Here is an 18678-nt window from a genome sequence, read left to right on the forward strand (position 1 = left end):
TCAGGGACTCACCAAAGCCAACAGCCGCACCCAGGCTTCGGTAGCGCCCTGGATTTTTGTAGGGAGGATTAAGGCAAAACTACCTTGGGCAGGAAGCCTGTCCGCATTTGCCACGTTTTCAACGAGGTAACGTTTTGATCCCAGTACGATTTGGTGAACCGGGTAGCCGCCATCCGGCCTGTCGGGTGACAAGGTATCGATGCCAAGGCCTGCAATGTCACGCTTTATCAATAATTCCGCCGTTTCCTTAGCCACACAGGGAAAAGTCAGATTGTTACGGTATTTTACCGGCTGGCCCCAGAATCGGGACCAGCCGGTATGAAAAATCACAAAACTGCGGGGAGGCACTGGCCCGTACTGCTGTTCAAAGTCGGTGAGATCGTCAGGACTGATGCGATAGCTGGCATGGGCTTTCGAGGACACATCAATCATTACGCAGGGCACCAGCAAATCGCTCAAGGGCAGTTTATCCACAGTAAGGCCATGGGGAATGCAATGGGCCGGCGCATCCAGGTGGGTGCCCAAGCCAGCGTCAAGGGTAAATTGTTGTACACAAAAAGGCGGTTCTGTAGTACATTGCCCGTAATCGAGCAAAACCGCCTGCTCAAATCCGACAGTCCCTTCCCAGGTTGGGATGGCTGGTGTGAGGGTGTGGGTTAAATCAATCACTTGGTAAGGGAAACCCATTTTTGTCCTTGCCTCAGGTTAGGTATGTTCGCTTTGGTATCAATCAATTCTAAATGGAAATGACTGCGGTGGCCATGCAAAATAAAACATTGCAATCCTATTTTTTCCCGGCGTTGCTGCTTTTGTCGATAGTTGGCGGCGCCGCCGCGGGCTACTGGTTTCCGCAGCAGGTCAAATTCTTTAAACCCTTAGGCGATGTCTTTTTAAATTTAATTTTTACCGTGATTGTTCCCCTCATTTTTTTCAGTGTGTCCTCAGCAATTGCCAAAGCAGGCTCTTTAAACAAACTGGGTAAAATCATGGGCAGTATGGCCGTGGTTTTTGTCTTAACCGGATTCCTTGCTGCACTGTATGCTCTGCTTGCAGTCAAACTTTTTCCGCCAGCTCAAGGGATTTATTTGCCCTTACCGCCAACCCCTGGCAGTGAAGCAGTTCATTTTTCAGAGCAGCTTGTCGGTCTATTTTCGGTACCCGATTTCAGCCAGCTTCTGTCCCATCACCACATGCTGGCCCTGATTGTTTTTTCAATGCTGGTTGGACTGGCGCTAACGCATCATCCCAACCCCTCTTTTTTTAACTTTTTAACAGCCGGGGAAGCGGTTTTTATGCGGGTATTTACCTTGATTATGAGGATTGCCCCCGTCGGTTTTTTTGCCTATTTTGCCGTATTGGTGAGTGAATTGGGGCCGCAATTGCTGAGCAATTATTTTCGCATTGCCGTGCTCTATTCTGTCTGTGCCCTGATTTATTTCGTCGTTGGCTTAGGCGGCTATGCTTTTTTTGCCGGAAAAAAGGCCGGTTTGATTTTGTTCTGGAAAAACACACTGTTGCCCGCCACCACGGCCCTGGCAACCTGCTCCAGTGCGGCCAGTATTCCAGCCAATCTCTATGCCGCCAGAGCCATGGGAGTGCCGTCGGAAATCACCGAAACGGTTATTCCGCTGGGCACCCTCATTCACAAAGACGGTTCTGTCATCGGCGGCGTGTTCAAAATTGCCTTTCTGTTTGGTCTGTTTCATCTCGATTTTAACGGCCTTGCCGTGTTGACGCTGGCTGTTGGCGTTTCTGTGCTGGTCGGCACGGTGATGGGCGCCATACCCAGCGGCGGCATGCTGGGTGAATTGTTGATTTTAAACGTTTACGGATTTCCGCCCTCGGTGCTGATTGCGGTGGCGGCCATCAGCATTATCATTGATCCCATTGCCACCCTGCTTAATGTCACCTCTAATACCGCAAGCAGCCTGATGATTACACGGCTGGTGGAAGGGAAAAGCTGGCTTTCATCGCGAACCTCGCCCTCTCAGCCCGCGGTTGAAGATGACCCATTGGTCGATCTGTCCGTCATTCCGGTAAATGAATGACGCCCTCAAGGTAAAGCTGGCAGGCGCCGCTTAAAAAAACGCGGTTCCCCCTGACCTCGCAACCGAGTTCACCGCGGCGGCGTCCACCCTGTTGTGCGGTGATGCTGTTTTTGCCGAATTGTTCGCACCAATAAGGGGCAATGACGCAATGGGCAGACCCTGTGACCGGATCCTCCGGCACATCACAACCGGGATAAAAACAGCGAGAATACACGTCCGTTCGTGTTGACGGCGCCGTTAAAATCAGTCCGCGGTAATCCAGTTGAGCCACGGCTTCAAGGTGAGGTTTTGCAGAAACCACGTCCGCCTCGTCATCGTAAACAAACATTAAATCAAAACGGCTTTTAAATGCCTTCACTGGTTTTGGCAAACCGGTTATGCTGTACTCGGGCTGCCAGGGTATTTCTTCATAAGGCAAGGCAGGAAAGTCCATCATGAAGCCCTGTGGCTGCCGCGAAACGACAAGCTCGCCGCTTAAACAGGTAAATGAAATGGTTTGCCGGGTATAGTTCAGTTTTTCAAAAAGAACATACGCACTGGCTAAGGTCGCATGACCACAGAGTTCAATTTCTTCATTCGGCGTAAACCAGCGCAAATGAAAGCCATCCCCTTTGGGGACAAAAAAAGCGGTTTCGGAAAGATTATTTTCACTGGCAATGGCCTGCATCAGGTCATCAGGCAACCATTCCTGCAAGGGGCAAACGGCAGCGGGATTGCCGCGAAAGAGGGATGAAGCAAAGGCATCAACTTGATAGAGGGTTACTGTTTTCATTGATTACTCCTTAATAACTGGGTATAGTTTAACATAGTCTATTATTATATAGCAAGCTATATAAACAGAGGGCAATCATGTACCTGTCAACCCTGTTAAAAAAAACCAATCGACTGCTGTTGAAACGTGCCAATGAATTATTAAAACCCCATGACATCAATCATGCGTACACCTTTATTTTGATGGAGCTTTTAAATCAGGATGGGCTGACCCAAACCGAACTGGTGCAACGCATTGACGTCGAGCAGCCAACCGCAGTACGAACCCTGGATCGCATGGCGCGCGACGGCTTCATTTATCGCCAACCGAGCCCGACGGATCGACGTGCGGTATTAATCTACCTCAGCGAAAAAGGCAAACAGACAGAATCCATGCTCGCTGACAATGCCAAACGCCTCAACGAGCATGCCCTTAAGGGTTTCAGTGAGTCAGAAAAAAATCAGCTTCAGGGCTTGATTCAACGGATGCTGAATAATTTGAAAACTGATCTGTGCTGACAATTGAGGAAGTACACTGACCTGGCAGTCAGAAGGGGTATTGTGATTTTTTGTCATTGAAACAATGGCTTATTGTTATTAAAATGAACCACCTCCCTGTTTCAAGGATGAACCGTGCGCCTTTTAAATATTGTCGCTCAACGCCAGGATCGTGACATTGTTGTTCTGTTTGAAACGCTTTCTTTCTTTGAAAATGAGCAGGAAGAACTCTGGTATGACTATAAGAAGAACGCAGGGCATGTCCTGCACAGGTTTCTGGATTTCGATAGAAGTTATCCCATGGATGCGGTGGGTTCTCGAAGCTTATGCCAGATCCTGTAATTTTAGCGAATCTGTGATTTAAAGATGCCCTGATTGGTACCGATATAAACGGTACCGTTTTTTAACACCGAGATGCTATTGACCGAATCGGTTTTTAATCCTTTTCGTGCTGAAAACCAGTGCATGCCGCCATCCAACGTATAATAAACCGCGCCGCTTCGCGCCGCATCGGTTCTTGCCCCAACGTAAACCAGTTTGTCATTTTCAACGTAAAGTCCTGACAGGGAATAGGTGGTGGCGTTAAACGAGATGGGCAAACCGCCATTGACCGCCATCCAGTAGCGACCGCCATCGCTGGTTTTTAACAGGCCTTCCGAGGTGGCTGCATAGACCGTATTGGCATCGTGGGCGGCGAGATTGGTTATCTGCAGATGACGGGAGCCGACGTACAGTGTCGACCAATGCGCCCCGCCGTCGGTTGTTTTAATGAGTGTTCCATTGGTAGCCCAGCCGGGGCTTATACCCGCATAAACGGTATTGGCATCGACCGCGTCCAGGCTTAACACCCGGTTAGGCCAGGTTTTGTAGACGCTTTGCCAATGGGCACCGCCATCGACTGTTTTAAAAATACCGCCACGCGAAGTCAACTTGCCTGACGTACTGACATACAGCGTGTTCTCATCCACAACCGAAAGCGCAAGGATATCCTTACCCGGCAAGCCTTTATTGATGCTCAACCAGGTATTACCACCGTCCTCTGTTTTAAACACGCCGGCCCCCCAGGTGGCGGCATAAACTTTGTTTTCATTTAAGGGGACCACGGCGTTCACCAGTGCGTTCTCTGGAAAACCCTGACTTGCAGCAACCCAGTTTTTTCCGCCGTCAAGCGATTTGTACACCGGCCCATTGTCATCATTCAGGGCATCAAAGCCCCCGGCATAAATCACACGGGTGCCCGGGACAACCTGCACAGTTTCCATTACCCCTTTGCTCAGCGGCTGCCAGGGGGACACCTCCTTTTTGCGGGTGCTCACAGAATCCGCTGCCGGTGGAGGCAGCAGGTTGGTTGTCATCTGACGATTGGCCCAATAATGCATCATCCGCAGACTTAAGTTAATCAGGATAAGGAAGACAACAACGGTCAGTAAAGCAACTCTTCTTTTTTGGACTGTGGGCATGAATGAAATTAATCAACAGAATGACCTATAGTAACCTGATTGGATACTGACAACAATAAGCAGGGAGGCTGCCATGCTGTTGATTACCAATACACTATGTCGTTTCCCGATTAACGCCTTTATTTATAACCTTTTTAATTGCAAAAAAACGTTCGCGTAATTTTAACGTCTTGTAAGCCCAGTCGATAATGAGTATAGTCAGCAGCGATTTGTAACCAAGAGAATATTGGAAGAAAAATGACGCAGACAAATTTGAGCCCGGCCCATCTGGCAGCAGCGGAAATTAAGACACGTGTTCCTGACTTCAGCCCAGCCATTGGTATTGTTTTAGGCTCCGGCTTGGGCAGTTTTGCTGAACAATTGGAAAATGCCGTATCCATTGACTATGCCGAGCTACCCGGCTTTCCCAAAACCTCCGTGCACGGTCACGGCAGCAAGCTGGTTCTGGGTTATTTGCATGGTGTTGGCGTGGTGTGTTTGCAAGGCCGTGCCCACACGTACGAAGGCGTCGATTACAGTGTTGTAAAAACGTATGTCCGTACGTTAAAATTACTGGGTTGTGAATATTTTTTCGCCACGAACGCCTCCGGTTCTTTACGGGAAGACGTCGGTCCCGGGGAATTAATGCTTATTACCGACCACATCAACCTGCAACCCGGCAATCCATTGGTTGGACCGAATGATGAGGAATTTGGCCCACGCTTTTTCCCACTGGATAATGCTTACGACAAAGCCACGCGTCATACGCTGCTGCAAATTGCCCTAAAGGAACACATTAATCTTCATCAGGGTGTGTATTTATCCATCTTGGGTCCGAATTACGAAACCGCAGCAGAAATCCGTGCTTTCCGCATCTGGGGCGCGGATGCCGTGGGCATGTCGACCGTACCTGAGGTGCTGGTGGCCAACCATTGCGGCATGAAGGTTGCGGTGATTGCAACCATCACCAATTATGCCACTGGTTTAGCCAGTTGCAGCCACAGTCATGAAGCGGTAGTCATGATGGCGTCCCAAGCGGCCGAAAAATTAAACCGCCTGGTTAAAACCTTCATTGCAGGACTTGCATGACCATCGAAAGCGAGTACAGTCGGACACTTCAAGATCTGGAGCGTGACCAAAACCAGCGCATTGTAAGCGCTGAAGAAATACTCACGCTGCTTGATTTGACGCTGCTCGATACCGGGGCGGACGAACAGGCTCTGTCGCAATTCGTGGAAAAAATAACCCGTTACCCAGTCGCTGCTGCCTGTGTTTACCCCCAGCATTTGCTTCAGCTGCCTCAAAATCTGCCGCTTAAGCGAGCCACAGTCGTGAATTTTCCCGAGGGTCTTCAGCCGCTGGCAGCAGTTGAAGCGGATGCCCGTCTGGCCATTGACGAGAGGCAAGCGGATGAAATGGATTATGTTTTCCCTTATACGGATTATTTAAAGGGGAAAACAGCCCAGGCCCTTAACCATTGCCGGACGCTCTACGAGCTTTGCCGGAATAGGCAGGTTGGCTTTAAGGTTATTCTTGAAACAGGCGCCTTCCCTTCAGTCGCCACCCTTTACCGGGCTTGCCGCGAGATCATTGAACAAGGTTGCGATTTTTTAAAAACCTCAACCGGAAAGATAGCGGTCGGGGCTACACCGCTTACGGCTTTTACCTTACTGAAAGCCATCCATGACAGCAACTCGCCCTGCGGAATTAAGGTGTCCGGTGGGGTAAAACAGAAATCACACGCCTTAACCTTCATTCATCTGGCAGAATATTACCTGGACAAAGCAGTTCATAAAACCTGGTTCAGGATTGGCGCCAGTAGCCTATTGGATGAGCTTACGCAATCCCCTTAGTCGCGTGGCATTGCCTGCTTAGTCCCAAGCCTCCCTCATCCGGGTTCGGATGGATGCGTAAGCCTATTCCTCATTATTTAAGCAGGGCATCGAGAACCAAGCCTACCCAAAGAATCAGACCATACCCACTGTTTACCGAAAACGCCTTTAGGCAAGCGTCTTCCTTTCTCTCAGAGATAAGCCATTGCTGATACAGGAGCAGCCCTCCACCTGCTAACCAGCAGAGAAAAAAAGGCAGCGACAGGGAAGAAATAAAACCTAACAACAGCCATAAACCATGCAGAATGGCGTGCAGGACTCCAATGATAAATGTATCCCATTGTGCGAAGTAAATGGCCGTGGACTTGACGCCTATGCGTAAATCATCCTGTCGGTCGACCATGGCATATTCCGTATCATAAGCCACAATCCAGGCAAAATTAATCACAACTAACAGCGTCATGGAAAAATCCACTGGGCGATGCAGGGCGGCAAATGCCATCGGGATCCCCATCGAAAACGCCAACCCCAAAACCAGTTGCGGACAGGCAATAATTCGCTTGCAAAACGGGTACACCCACGTTAAAAACAAGGCGACAAAGGCATAATAAAAACAGGCATAAGGCAATTGCAGCAGAATGAATAACGCCAGACACAACAATACGATCAGCGTGCCTATTGCCTGCCGAAGCGTCAATTGACCGCTGGTTAAGGGCCTTTCCCGTGTGCGCTGCACGTGGCAATCAATGTGCCGATCGGCAATATCATTCATGACGCAACCAGCAGCGCGCATGATGACCGTGCCCAAGAAAAAATAAAAAAGCAGTGCGACAGACGGCGTCCCCTGAGAACCTATCCATAACGCCCAGGCTGTTGGAGCCCACAGTAACAACGTGCCAGCGGGTTTATGAAAACGCATCAAACGCAGATAAGATCGTACATCCATCAGATTACTCGCAAAAGTCCAGGTAATAAAATTTCAATTAGGTTAAACGGGTATTTCTCAGCAATCCTAAATTCGGACAGGCGAATCCAAAGCAAGGATTCATTCTGAGTCAACGCCCGGTCTGGCCAATAATATTCCATGCAACTTGCGTTCACCGCATAATAATCAGTACGGACACGCACTACCTCCTCTGTGTAAAAAACGAGCGAACCTAAGGACTCTTGCCGCAATCGCGCAAAAAAAGACTGATTTTTTAACCAGGTACTCCCCGGTATGATGGTACGCCCATACCAGCAAGGCGTCTTTGCAGCGGAAACAAGCACCTCGCGCTGAACGACCGTGGCCAAGGTCAAACCGAGAACTGACTTTTCCCACCAGCCGGTTGCGACCCAGTCCTGCTTTAACACATGAAGGGTAACCTTACCCGCCGTCTGTCGCAATTTGGCGGATAGCTCGTCTGCGTGCGTCAGCCAGGGAAGCAAAGCGCCAGGCGGCTTAAATGAACGGGTCAGTGCTGGTAGAATTTCAAATGGCATAAGCAATCAGCGGCTAGCAAAACGCTTGCAGTATAGCATTGAGGACTGAGAGAATACAGAATGCGAATCGATGCGGATTAAGGACAGTTCATTTTAGCAATGCTTAAGCGACCGCTGGACGTTATGGCTAACGAACGGGCATTATTACCGCTGCAACCTGCAGCAGAGATAGTCATATTCAACGCACCGCTGGTCACGAAGCCCGAACTGTCATAACTGACTATCCCCAGATTGGCGTTGACGGTTGTGCCCGCTGGTAGCGCTTCCTGGATTTTAACCACATCGGCCGCTGAATCGATTGTATTATTGTTATTGGCGTCAAGAAAGACAATCCAACCCTGCGCCCATTGCGCACCATTACCGCAGGCATTTAAAGCGGCATTGGCGGCTGGACAAACCGAAACACGAATACCCCGCTTGATGGCTTCCATGCGCGCATAACTGAAACTGGCAGATAATTTATTGGCCATACCCACGGCCTTGTTGTTTTGAATTAACGAATAATAGGCTGGAACACCCACAGCCATAAAAATTCCTGCCACAGCCAGGGTGACCATAAATTCTGTCAGGGTAAACCCCGCTCGGCACGTCCCTTTCAAAATAATCACCGTTTTCCGAAAATTCTGTATAAATTATAGGCTATTTTGGTATTAAATGTAATGAACAACGCGTAATCGGCCCAGCCGATTGATAATAACCCGACCCAGTTCAACCCCTTGATAAGAAATGGAAAAATAGCCATTAGCTGCGGCATGGCGGAGGGTGTGGCTAAAAACCAATGCGTCAGGCGAATGAAAACCAGACCAGGTAATGGTCAATGGACTGCCTGGGTCGTGCCACTCATACACCACCTCCTGATGGTTGAAGCGATGCTCGCCAGGGTCTTTAAAAAGCACCATGCCCTTTGCCCAGTTGCCCTGCTCCATAGGGTGTAAAATCAGCACAGAACGCTTAACCAGGGCTTGATTACGGGCGTAATGCATGGCTTGCGTCAATCGATGCTGCGCCACGGTCAGTTGCGTTTTAAGCTGGTTATTTGCATTCATTCCCAGATAAAAACTCAACAACAGGGTGAACAAGGCCAGACTGACCAATAATTCAACAAGACTGAAAGCCTGTTGCCTGCTGTTCGTCGTCACTGGACAATCGTTGTTTAACCAAAAGTAAATCGCTAAATGCGTGTTTTTTATCTTTTGGATTGCGTAAAAGATAGGCCGGATGATAAGTAACTAAAAAAGGAATCGCATGATAAGAGTGTAATTTAGCCCTCATCTGATTCAAAGGCGTAGTTTTACCCATGAGAAATTGCCCGGCAAAACGGCCCAGGGCGAGAAGCACTGCAGGTGACACCAATTCAATTTGCTGTACCAGGTAGTCGCGGCACTGGTCAATTTCGTCTGCCATTGGATCACGATTATCCGGTGGACGGCATTTTAAGACATTGGCAATGTACACCTGTTGTTCGTCTAACCCAATACTCTTTAACATGCGATCAAGCAACAGGCCAGCCTTGCCGACAAAGGGCTTTCCCTGTTTATCCTCATAAAATCCCGGCGCCTCGCCAATAATCATGAGCTTTGCAGCGGGATTACCGCGGGAAAAAACCGTATTGGTACGGGTATCGGCAAGCGGGCACCGTCTGCAGGAAGCCACAGCCGTCATCAATTGCTTTAATTGCTTTTCGCAGCCTGCGTGGTGCTTACGTAAAATCCAGGGCTCTATCCCCATCTGTTGTAGATAATAATGATTTAAATGATTCGACATGCCACCTTATACCTGTTTTCGATGAAAAAAAGCGACAATTCTCGTGGACATAAACCGGGGAGAAAGTTTCGCGGCAAAAAACAGAATTTTATTCATTATACCGGGAATAATAAATAATTGATTGCTATTTAATCCGCTATAAGCCTTACGGGCGACTTTTTCCGCACTCATTAAACCAATGATGCCACGGGCAAGCCAGGAGCCCTGCATGTGGGCTCTTTCCATAAAGGCACTTTCTGTTGGACCGGGGCACAGAATAGCAACCGTTACCCCATGCGGCTTTAATTCATAGGCCAAAGCCACTGAAAGGGAAATCACATAGGCTTTCGTAGCATAGTAAACCGACATGCGCGGCCCCGGTTGAAAACCAGCCGTTGAGGCCACCTGTAAAATTTTCCCCCGACCCAGTTTGCTGAAACGGACGGCGTAATGGTGGGTCAGCTCGGTCAGACAAACCATGTTTAATTGCATCATGGCGTTGACTGTGCCCCCATCCATGTCGACAAAATCGGCCAGGCAACCGATGCCGGCATTATTAATCAGGCATTCAATATCCAGTTGTTTTGCTTCAAGGGCATTGATCAGATGCTCTGCGCTACCAGGATGACTTAAATCCATGGCCACGCTGTCAGCCTGAATACCAAATTTTAATCGAAGCGTGGCCGCCAGTTCATTAAGCCGCGCCTCCTCACGGGCCACGAGAACCACATCATGCCCCTGCCTTGCAAATTCAAACGCTATGGCTTGTCCTATTCCCCGTGAAGCCCCAGTAATCAGTGTCCTCATAGTGATCATCCGTATAAATGAGTTCATCTCCCTGCCCCTTCGTTACTGTCTGCAGAGGCTCCTCTTTGTTCTTTAAGCTGTAACAGATAACGCGGGCCGTGTTTAGATTACCGGTCTGGAAGGCCTTAAACAATCGGTTAGCCTGTTCGGGAGTTAAATCCCAATTTCCATAGAACACCAATTCGTCGGTCATCCATTGGCTATTGAGAATGGCCTCATAGCATTTCAACTGCTGGCATTGCTCCTTTAACGATTCGACATTTAACCTCGATGTGATGTGTTTAAGGATAGCAAACAACACATGCACTTCCCCATTGATTTTAAGCAGCATGTCAAGGCTTTGATGGGGATTAGTCAAGGCAAAGGAATGCCTGGCCATTTTATAGATTTTCAAGTCAGCTGGCTTTTTAAAAACACAGGTAGGTAATTTTAAAAAAATGGGAAACAGGCATTCAAAAATCTGCATGTTGCACAACGTGTTGACGCGACGAAGCCAAGAGGAAAGCCCTGAATTAAAAAAGTCACTGTCCAGAGCAGACGATACCCTTATTGGCGCGGGCCTGGGTTCCGGGAAATGACGTTCACGTATCTCGTTCAATTTCTCATCCGTCATCCCCCGTTTCAGGGCAATGGCAGCAAGACGCTCAAACCAGTCTTTGCGATTACGAAAGCAGGTAAAATAAAGCGCCTCCTCGATACTGGCAAAATTGGCATACATGTGCTCTTCATTACGCGCCTTCATGCTTTGGCTGGTGTTATAACGAGGGGCAATGTAATTCTTTACCGCGTCCTCACCATTCTTAACCAGCATCGCCTGCTCTTCCGGGGTAATATTAAACTGGGTGGCTGACACATTCCCCGTAGGCAAGAGGACCACTTGATTACTGTGCTGCATCAGCCTTAAGCGATCCTGCTCCCAGCCGCTGACCGGATCTTTCACCCCGGTTAGGAAACCATAAATCCAATTCCAGATAAAATTTTCGCGATAGATACGATCCACCAGCTTGTCAATTAAACCCCGTTCACAGCCATTGTCAAATTGGAAAGCAAGCAAACTTAAACAATTGCCGTATTCTGACGTCAATAACGTGGAATGATTGTCATGAAAGACATTGGTTGGAAGATTGTTTAATACGCCGCCATCATTGTACCGTTCGCCTTCAAAAATGGTGGGTTTAAAAACCACAGGCAGGCTGGCCGAAATAGTCACTGCCGCACTGACTTCAAGATCTGGCGAGGTAGTAATCGAGAAATAACGGGTTTTACGCTGCGGCATGTTGGTGGCGGTAACGATCAGCTCGTTGCCAAGTCCACAATCCGGGTAACGTTCTTTAAGCGCTTTAAGCGAGGCAAAGGTGATTTTATTATTATAAAGCACTTCTTCGGAGAGAAACTTTCGGCCTTTTGCAGTGGTATCAATTCCATAACGTTGAATGATTTGATTCACTTTCTGGGTCACCATAAAATCCAAAGCCCCTTTCACTGCCTGGGTGTCTGACATGCCTGAACTGTCAATGTCAAAGTGAATCAGGTTTTCCTGCCTGAATTCTTTAAAGAAATTCAATATCTCCTCGGAGGAATAACCCAAATAACACAACACCGCCATGATGGCGCCAGCCGAGCTTCCCGCAAAGCGGGTTGGCGTAATGCCGGCCTCTTCGCAGGCTTTATAGGCACCCACGTGGGCAAAAATTTTGCCACCGCCGCCGCAAAACACCATGTTGTCCAGCTCAGGACGTTTTTCGGTTATCAGGATTTCTCCAGTGGATGGCCGCTCGGACACCGTCACGTCATCGTCTTCAATCAGAGGCTGGTAATGTTTTTCCCGAAATTTGAACTCTTCCAGTTCATACTCATTATTGGGCTTTTCGTACCAGGATTTAATCCAGCGCCACAAGCGCTGGTACCAGGTTTGCGTGGTAATAAACCGTTGTGTCTGACGGTATTCGTACATCTCCTCCATGCGCTGGTTATGTAAAGGAACGCGAATGGCATAAGGATGCGGATTAAAGATCATTTCATCATAATTGAGTGAGCCAGGATCATCATGGATTAAATTCTCAACCAGCCTGTCGGTTAATATCAGGCGTTTGGCGTTGCGCAAAGGGGTTAGCTGATTGTCTTCCGGATCACGGTATTTACTGCCATTATTTTCAGTAGCAAACTGTTTAAGACCAATCAACAGACCGTATTTATCGGAGCAAATGTCGATGCCAGTCAACTGATAATTCAAGGTTAATTCCAGCGGCGTGAGCGGCCAGTGATAAGCTTTGCGGCGATAATAGAGAAGATTGGTGATACGGCCCCACCAACTTAAACCGACCTCCGCCGTATATCCTCGGTAATCATTGGTCGCCACCCCGCTTAAAAAGGCCTTTTGAGCATCCTGATAATGCGGCATTAAAAACCAGTGAATAAATTTTTCTTTCGCTTCATCGCTCAGCCGGGTGTAATCGAAAATAATACGCTCGTCATCAAGCAGGTAATCCCCCAGTGTATAATGGTTGTCTGGGGCGAGGCCGTTGATTCTAAACCAACCGCGGTGAACACAAAGGAGTATTTTTTGAAGAAGGCGCGTGTTGGGATGCTCAGTACAATTCCTACGTAACAAATCACTTAACACATTTTCTCGAGCCATAATAAATCCCTTTGTTATGTGATCGTATGAACCACGTTTTTTCCAAAGTGGCCTGTCTGCTAAATTATTTATCCAATTTAATAACTAACATAAATTATCGTAGAATTGAATACGGGAGGGAGAAGTTTATTAAACGGTACACGTGCCTGTTAATAAGACACGTGTTTATTACTCAACCAGGGAGGCTAAAATGCCAGCGATCACCTGATCGGGATTAGGCGATCGGGTAATGGAGCGGCCCATAACCAGGTAGTCGCTACCCATCATCAAGGCATCTCGGGGTGTTACAATGCGTGACTGATCATCGGCCGCATCGCCAGGCAGACGAATGCCGGGGGTTACGGTTAAAAAACTGGCCCCACACAATTGCTTGACAATGGGTGCCTCGAGAGCTGAGCAGACAACGCCATCCAGTTCTGCCTGATGTGACAGGTGAGCCAGACGATTAACCTGATTGGCAATGGAGGTGTCGATGCCTATTTCGGGCAATTGCAGTGAATTCATACTGGTTAATACCGTGACTGCAATCAGCAAGGGCTTGTCTTTGCCGAAAGCATCCAGTGCGTTTTTTGCCGCGCGCATCATGGCCAAACCACCGGAGGCATGGAGGTTTATCATCCAGACACCCATTTCCGCAGCCGCGGCGCAGGCACGTGCAACCGTATTGGGTATGTCATGAAATTTCAAATCCAGAAACACGTTGAATTGCAGATTAATCAGTTTTTTTACAAACGAAGGCCCAAGCAGGGTAAACAGCTCATTGCCCACCTTGAGGGCGCAATGAGCCGGGTTTATCTTTTCAACAAGCTTTAACGCATCAATTTCATGATGAAAATCAAGGGCGACAATCAGTTCGGTCGTCATCAGGCGACTTCAACCGATAAGGCGATGCACTCTTTTACAGCATCAACCACCCTCTTTTGTTCTTCCATCGTCAAATAAGGGTGCATCGGCAAGCTGACCACGCGCTTACTGGCGGCTTCTGCGCAGGGAAAATCACCGGTTTTGTAACCCAAATACTGCAAGGCTTCCTGTTCATGCATGGCAACCGGGTAATGTACGGCCGTGGGAATGCCCAAAATCTGCATTTCTTTTTGGAATCGTTCACGATGAGGTACTTCAATGGTGAACTGGGCATACACACTGGTATTGCCTTTCTTAACAACCGGTGTCTGAGCAATGCCATCCAGTAACTGCATGTAACGTTCGGCGACTTGCTGGCGCAGTTCAATTTCTTTAGGAAATAACTTCATCTTCTCAATCAGGATAGCGGCCTGCAGGGTGTCCATGCGACCATTGATCCCTATACGGCGATGGCAGTAACGGGCATTCTGGCCATGAATGCGAATTTCAACCAGTCGTTCGGCGAGAATATCATCGTCCGTAAAACAGGCACCGGAATCCCCGTAGCCACCTAAGGGTTTAGATGGGAAAAAACTCGTGCAGCCAATGGTGGATAACGCACAGGAGTAATGGCCATTCTGGGTGGCGCCAAAACTTTGCGCCGCGTCTTCAATAACGGGCAAACCGTATTTTTTAGCAATCTGATTGATTGACGCCATATCTGCCGTTTGACCATAGAGGCTGACTGGCATAATCGCTTTCGTGTTGGGCGTAATCGCCGCTTCCAGTTTTTCAACATCGAGATTATAAGTCGCAGGATCAATATCGACAAAAACGGGCTTGGCCTGACATAAGGCAATCACTTCCGCTGTCGCGAAGAAACTGAATGGGCTGGTAATCACTTCATCGCCGGGACCAATTTCCAGTGCCAGAAGCGCCATTAACAGAGCGTCTGTGCCACTGGCATTGACAATGGCATGGCGGCTACCGACAAAATCAGCCAGTTGACGTTCCAATAGACCAATCTCGGGACCCATGATGTATTGGCCATGATCCAGTACTTTTTTAATGCTGTTTAGCACGTCGGTTTCGATTAATTGATACTGCTTTTTAAGGTCGATAAATTGCATAATGTTCTCGTTAAAAGCGATTTAAACCAGAAATCAGGATAACCCTAATCTCCCTCTAATCCATGAACAGGCTTCATTCTACCCCACTGCTTACAACTTGGGCAATGCCAATGTAGGTGTTTACCGCCAAATCCACACTGGGTACAGCGATAAATGGGTTTATTATCAAGAAACTTGCTGGTGATGTCATAAAGCATTTGCAACTTGTCCCGCACTTTGCCATGGGCTGTTTCAAGGTGCCAGCAAATCAGGCGGTTAAGTCCCTTTATGGATGGGTAGGTGCTCAATTGTTCTGATACAAAATCAATGGCGGCATCCATGCTTTTTTCCCTACGCAGGTAATCACCGATCACAAAGATGGTGGACGCACGGGGATGATCGTTTAATGTGTCTTCCAGGTACGTGACGCACTCATTCATGCAATCCAGATGACGATGGCAAATGACTAACGGTTCAATGATTTCACTTAAAAACTCAGGATCCTGCTGCGGTACCCGTTTGAGTGAGCGAATGGCTTGTTTGAAACGGCCCTGCTCCATGTCTAGAGACGCCTGCATTAAACTGCCGCGAACTGACATTTTATCTATCAACAGCGCTTGCTTAATCGCATTCTGTGCTTTTTCCAGTGCATTGGTTTTCAAGGCCTGCGCGGCAATTTCACAATAGTAATGAGCCGCCTGCATGTGCATGCTCTGCCCGGTTGACAACTCCAGCTTTTTAATAACATCCAGCGCATTTTCCCAGGATTTTTCCTGTTGATAGATGGCAAGCAGCCCTTGCAAACTGGACGTTTCCCGCGAGCCGCCGAGCTCAACCACTTCAAGGAAAATGCGTTCGGCGCGATCAAACACACCCGCGCTCATGTAATCCTGCCCCAGGGCCATGAGGGCTTCTTTTCTTTCTACAAGACTCAGTTGTGGGCGGGCAATTAAATTTTGATGAATGCGGATGGCACGATCCACTTCGCCACGACGACGAAATAAACTGCCCAAGGCCAGATGAGTTTCAACCGTTTCACTGTCGACTTCAAGCAGTTTAATGAACACGTCCACTGCTTTATCGGGCTGCTCATCCAGCAGGTAATTAAGACCAACGACGTATTCTCTTGATAGGCGGTTTCCTGCTTTCAATTCTTTGCCAGCAAAGCTTCGATTGGCAACCCACCAGCCTGACCAGGCTGCGGCGGGTAACAACAATGGCCATAAATTAATCATCAACGGTCTCCATGACGAATAATCAATTGATTGAAATCATCACAACAGGTCGGTTTTATCTTAATTTGTGAAACGCTGTCAAACCTTCGCTTCAATGTTGATCTTTTAATGGTATATCCCTTAAATTTTTAATTTCTTTTTCCGTCAGACGTAACTGGTTTCTTACTCTGGCTAATTCGCGTTTAAGCCGCCAATAGCGCAAAAGAAAGATTAAAAAGCCGACCAGAATTCCGATTCCGAGCATGATTGTCATTAAAATGGAGATGGGCATTGTCACCGTGGTCACGTAAAAATTCACTTCGACAGAATTGGCATTTAAAGCCGCAAAGCTCACACCGACCAAAATCAACAACAAATAAAACAATATCATCAAAAGACGCATTGCATTTATCCTTATACGCTTTTAAATAGGCTTTTACGCTGAATCCCTAACACAAACACTGTTGATTAATCCAGCCAGGTATTTAAATGAAGTGCTCTAAGTCAACCACAAAAAAAAAGCGTAGTAAACTACGCTTTTTTTTCTTAGCGATGTTTATTCAACATCTTTGCTGGCCATTTTCTCTTTCAAGAGATCACCCAGAGTCGTGGAGGCCATTTCGCCGCTACGTGAGTATTTCTTGATTGCTTCAGCCTGGTCTTGTGCGTCTTTTGCTTTAATAGACAGAGAGATGGTGCGATTCTTCTTGTCAACATTGACAATTTTCGCTTCAACATCATCGCCTTCTTTAAAGAACGTAGTCGCATCATCGACTTTGTCTTCAGATAATTCATTAACACGAATGGTTCCAATCACATCCTGCATTAATTCAACAGTGACTGTTTTTGGATCAACGGCAACGACTTTACCTTTGACAATAGCGCCCTTGGTATTCTCTTCAACGTAGCTTGTGAAGTTATCACCTTCCAGTTGTTTAAGACCTAAGGAAATGCGCTCACGCTCCGCATCAATCGCAAGAATAACAGCTTCGAGCTCCTGACCTTTCTTGAATTGCTTGACCGCTTCTTCACCGGGTGTATTCCAGGAAATGTCAGACAAGTGAACCAAGCCGTCGATTTCGCCGTCCAGACCGATGAAAATACCAAAATCAGTGATTGAACGGATTTTACCGGTAACTTTTTGTCCCTTGCTGTGGGTCTGAGCAAATTGATGCCAGGGATTGCCGACACATTGCTTCATACCCAGGGAAATACGACGTCGTTCTTCATCGATCTCAAGAACCATGACATCAACCACGTCGCCCATGGAAACCACTTTGCTTGGGTGAACGTTCTTATTGGTCCAATCCATTTCCGACATGTGAACCAAGCCTTCAACGCCCTCTTCGATTTCAACGAAGCAGCCGTAATCGGTGATGTTGGTCACTTTACCCTGCAATTTCTTACCGACAGGATAACGCTCAACCAGATCAACCCAGGGATCATTGCCTAATTGTTTCATGCCTAAGGACACGCGGTTACGTTCGCTGTCAAAGCTCAATACTTTCACCTTGACATCCTGGCCGACAGACAGCACTTCACTTGGGTGCTTGACGCGTTTCCAGGAAATATCGGTGATATGCAGCAGACCGTCAATACCGCCGAGGTCAATGAATGCACCATAATCAGTGAGGTTTTTGACAATACCATTCAAGACCTGGCCATCATGCAGCGATTCCAGCAGGGCCTGACGATCCGCACTGCTTTCTTCTTCGACAACAGCACGTCGGGAAACAACGATGTTGTTTCGCTTCAGATCCATTTTGATTACTTTAAACTCAAGCTCTTTGCCTTCGAGGTAGGATGGATCACGTACAGGTCTGACATCAACCAAAGAACCTGGCAGGAATGCACGGATTGTACCGATTTCAACAGTGAAACCACCTTTAACCTTGCCAGAAATCAAGCCGGTTACTGTATCGTTGTTTTCATGGCACTTGGACAGTTTACGCCAGGCTTCCTGACGTTTGGCTTTTTCACGGGACAGCAAGGTTTCACCGTAACCGTCTTCGACTGAATCCAAAGCCACTTCCACCATGTCGCCGACATGGACTTCCAACTCACCATTCTTGTCCTGGAATTCTTCGACAGCGACAATCCCTTCTGATTTCAGACCCGCGTTAAGCGTGACGAAATCGTCATCGATATCGATTACTTTTGCAGTGATTATTGCACCAGGATAAAATTGAGCACCAACGATACTTTGCTCAAATAATTCTTTGAAACTTTCAGACATGTTTAATAAACTCTTTAGTAAAAAAATGGAAGTATGAGG

20 protein-coding genes are annotated in these 18678 nt (G+C 47.8%); 5 read left to right on the forward strand and 15 right to left on the reverse strand.

Annotated features, from left to right (window positions below; translation table 11 throughout):
* Positions 1-687, reverse strand: coding sequence for a cyclase family protein (locus GH742_RS08525; RefSeq protein ID WP_203454427.1), 687 nt, complete (start codon positions 685-687; stop codon positions 1-3).
* A gap of 68 nt (positions 688-755) precedes the next feature.
* On the opposite strand from GH742_RS08525, the gene GH742_RS08530 reads away from it, so the two are divergent.
* Positions 756-2048, forward strand: a complete 1293-nt coding sequence (locus tag GH742_RS08530) for a dicarboxylate/amino acid:cation symporter (protein WP_370569557.1) — start codon at positions 756-758, stop codon at positions 2046-2048.
* On the opposite strand, the gene GH742_RS08535 is transcribed toward GH742_RS08530, so the two are convergent.
* Positions 2029-2820 carry a PhzF family phenazine biosynthesis protein gene (locus GH742_RS08535; protein WP_203454428.1) on the reverse strand — a complete coding sequence of 264 codons (792 nt, stop codon included), beginning with the start codon at positions 2818-2820 and terminating at the stop codon, positions 2029-2031. The genes GH742_RS08530 and GH742_RS08535 overlap by 20 nt on opposite strands.
* 77 nt (positions 2821-2897) lie before the next feature.
* Here GH742_RS08535 and GH742_RS08540 point away from each other — a divergent pair, with 77 nt between their 5' ends.
* Positions 2898-3317, forward strand: a complete 420-nt coding sequence (locus GH742_RS08540; protein ID WP_203454429.1) for a MarR family winged helix-turn-helix transcriptional regulator — start codon at positions 2898-2900, stop codon at positions 3315-3317.
* Positions 3318-3431: 114 nt separating this feature from the next.
* Entirely contained in the window at positions 3432-3638 is a 207-nt protein-coding gene (locus tag GH742_RS08545; RefSeq protein ID WP_203454430.1) for a hypothetical protein, read from the forward strand.
* A gap of 2 nt (positions 3639-3640) precedes the next feature.
* On the opposite strand, the gene GH742_RS08550 is transcribed toward GH742_RS08545, so the two are convergent.
* A complete protein-coding gene (locus GH742_RS08550; protein WP_203454431.1) occupies positions 3641-4756 on the reverse strand; it encodes a YCF48-related protein in 1116 nt (371 codons plus the stop codon).
* Positions 4757-4993: 237 nt separating this feature from the next.
* On the opposite strand from GH742_RS08550, the gene GH742_RS08555 reads away from it, so the two are divergent.
* Positions 4994-5824 carry a purine-nucleoside phosphorylase gene (locus tag GH742_RS08555; protein WP_203454432.1) on the forward strand — a complete coding sequence of 277 codons (831 nt, stop codon included), beginning with the start codon at positions 4994-4996 and terminating at the stop codon, positions 5822-5824.
* A complete protein-coding gene (locus GH742_RS08560; protein ID WP_203454433.1) occupies positions 5821-6588 on the forward strand; it encodes a deoxyribose-phosphate aldolase in 768 nt (255 codons plus the stop codon). Before GH742_RS08555 ends, GH742_RS08560 begins: the two co-directional genes overlap by 4 nt.
* 73 nt (positions 6589-6661) lie before the next feature.
* On the opposite strand, the gene ubiA is transcribed toward GH742_RS08560, so the two are convergent.
* The 12 genes from ubiA to rpsA all read right to left on the reverse strand — a co-directional run bounded on the left by ubiA (position 6662) and on the right by rpsA (position 18639).
* On the reverse strand, positions 6662-7513 hold the full coding sequence (ubiA, locus tag GH742_RS08565; protein ID WP_370569447.1) for a 4-hydroxybenzoate octaprenyltransferase: 852 nt from the start codon (positions 7511-7513) through the stop codon (positions 6662-6664).
* A complete protein-coding gene (locus GH742_RS08570) occupies positions 7513-8049 on the reverse strand; it encodes a chorismate lyase (protein ID WP_203454435.1) in 537 nt (178 codons plus the stop codon). The genes ubiA and GH742_RS08570 overlap by 1 nt, the downstream gene beginning before the upstream one ends.
* Before the next feature lie 77 nt (positions 8050-8126).
* The gene (locus GH742_RS08575; protein ID WP_203454437.1) at positions 8127-8648 is read right to left on the reverse strand and encodes a GspH/FimT family pseudopilin; all 522 of its coding nucleotides are present in this window, start codon (positions 8646-8648) and stop codon (positions 8127-8129) included.
* A gap of 51 nt (positions 8649-8699) precedes the next feature.
* Positions 8700-9188, reverse strand: a complete 489-nt coding sequence (locus GH742_RS08580) for a prepilin-type N-terminal cleavage/methylation domain-containing protein (RefSeq protein WP_203454439.1) — start codon at positions 9186-9188, stop codon at positions 8700-8702.
* Positions 9148-9813: a uracil-DNA glycosylase family protein gene (locus GH742_RS08585; protein ID WP_203454440.1), complete on the reverse strand. Its 666-nt coding sequence runs from the start codon at positions 9811-9813 to the stop codon at positions 9148-9150. Before GH742_RS08585 ends, GH742_RS08580 begins: the two co-directional genes overlap by 41 nt.
* A 6-nt stretch (positions 9814-9819) precedes the next feature.
* Complete coding sequence (locus tag GH742_RS08590) at positions 9820-10599, reverse strand: SDR family oxidoreductase (RefSeq protein WP_203454441.1); 780 nt, start codon at positions 10597-10599, stop codon at positions 9820-9822.
* Complete coding sequence (gene vpdC, locus GH742_RS08595; protein WP_203454442.1) at positions 10544-13237, reverse strand: Dot/Icm T4SS effector VpdC; 2694 nt, start codon at positions 13235-13237, stop codon at positions 10544-10546. The genes GH742_RS08590 and vpdC overlap by 56 nt, the downstream gene beginning before the upstream one ends.
* 168 nt (positions 13238-13405) lie before the next feature.
* Entirely contained in the window at positions 13406-14101 is a 696-nt protein-coding gene (gene pyrF / locus GH742_RS08600) for an orotidine-5'-phosphate decarboxylase (RefSeq protein ID WP_203454443.1), read from the reverse strand.
* On the reverse strand, positions 14101-15210 hold the full coding sequence (locus GH742_RS08605; protein WP_203454444.1) for a DegT/DnrJ/EryC1/StrS aminotransferase family protein: 1110 nt from the start codon (positions 15208-15210) through the stop codon (positions 14101-14103). The genes pyrF and GH742_RS08605 overlap by 1 nt, the downstream gene beginning before the upstream one ends.
* Positions 15211-15254: 44 nt before the next feature.
* Positions 15255-16424: a lipopolysaccharide assembly protein LapB gene (gene lapB, locus GH742_RS08610; protein WP_203454445.1), complete on the reverse strand. Its 1170-nt coding sequence runs from the start codon at positions 16422-16424 to the stop codon at positions 15255-15257.
* A 91-nt stretch (positions 16425-16515) separates the two neighbouring features.
* The gene (locus GH742_RS08615; protein ID WP_203454446.1) at positions 16516-16806 is read right to left on the reverse strand and encodes a lipopolysaccharide assembly protein LapA domain-containing protein; all 291 of its coding nucleotides are present in this window, start codon (positions 16804-16806) and stop codon (positions 16516-16518) included.
* A 153-nt stretch (positions 16807-16959) separates the two neighbouring features.
* Complete coding sequence (rpsA, locus tag GH742_RS08620; protein WP_108293836.1) at positions 16960-18639, reverse strand: 30S ribosomal protein S1; 1680 nt, start codon at positions 18637-18639, stop codon at positions 16960-16962.
* Positions 18640-18678 lie beyond the last annotated feature (39 nt).

The sequence above is a fragment of the Legionella sp. MW5194 genome (assembly GCF_016864235.1).
Lineage (GTDB): Bacteria > Pseudomonadota > Gammaproteobacteria > Legionellales > Legionellaceae > Legionella_C.

Bases quoted from the DNA above. Each gene is read 5' to 3' on its own strand.
- GH742_RS08525 (WP_203454427.1), bottom strand. From the start codon at position 687: ATGGGTTTCCCTTACCAAGTGATTGATTTAACCCACACCCTCACACCA.
- GH742_RS08535 (WP_203454428.1), bottom strand. From the start codon at position 2,820: ATGAAAACAGTAACCCTCTATCAAGTTGATGCCTTTGCTTCATCCCTC.
- GH742_RS08540 (WP_203454429.1), top strand. From the start codon at position 2,898: ATGTACCTGTCAACCCTGTTAAAAAAAACCAATCGACTGCTGTTGAAA.
- GH742_RS08550 (WP_203454431.1), bottom strand. From the start codon at position 4,756: ATGCCCACAGTCCAAAAAAGAAGAGTTGCTTTACTGACCGTTGTTGTC.
- GH742_RS08555 (WP_203454432.1), top strand. From the start codon at position 4,994: ATGACGCAGACAAATTTGAGCCCGGCCCATCTGGCAGCAGCGGAAATT.
- GH742_RS08560 (WP_203454433.1), top strand. From the start codon at position 5,821: ATGACCATCGAAAGCGAGTACAGTCGGACACTTCAAGATCTGGAGCGT.
- ubiA (WP_370569447.1), bottom strand. From the start codon at position 7,513: ATGGATGTACGATCTTATCTGCGTTTGATGCGTTTTCATAAACCCGCT.
- GH742_RS08570 (WP_203454435.1), bottom strand. From the start codon at position 8,049: ATGCCATTTGAAATTCTACCAGCACTGACCCGTTCATTTAAGCCGCCT.
- GH742_RS08585 (WP_203454440.1), bottom strand. From the start codon at position 9,813: ATGTCGAATCATTTAAATCATTATTATCTACAACAGATGGGGATAGAG.
- GH742_RS08590 (WP_203454441.1), bottom strand. From the start codon at position 10,599: ATGAGGACACTGATTACTGGGGCTTCACGGGGAATAGGACAAGCCATA.
- vpdC (WP_203454442.1), bottom strand. From the start codon at position 13,237: ATGGCTCGAGAAAATGTGTTAAGTGATTTGTTACGTAGGAATTGTACT.
- pyrF (WP_203454443.1), bottom strand. From the start codon at position 14,101: ATGACGACCGAACTGATTGTCGCCCTTGATTTTCATCATGAAATTGAT.
- GH742_RS08605 (WP_203454444.1), bottom strand. From the start codon at position 15,210: ATGCAATTTATCGACCTTAAAAAGCAGTATCAATTAATCGAAACCGAC.
- lapB (WP_203454445.1), bottom strand. From the start codon at position 16,424: ATGATTAATTTATGGCCATTGTTGTTACCCGCCGCAGCCTGGTCAGGC.
- GH742_RS08615 (WP_203454446.1), bottom strand. From the start codon at position 16,806: ATGCGTCTTTTGATGATATTGTTTTATTTGTTGTTGATTTTGGTCGGT.
- rpsA (WP_108293836.1), bottom strand. From the start codon at position 18,639: ATGTCTGAAAGTTTCAAAGAATTATTTGAGCAAAGTATCGTTGGTGCT.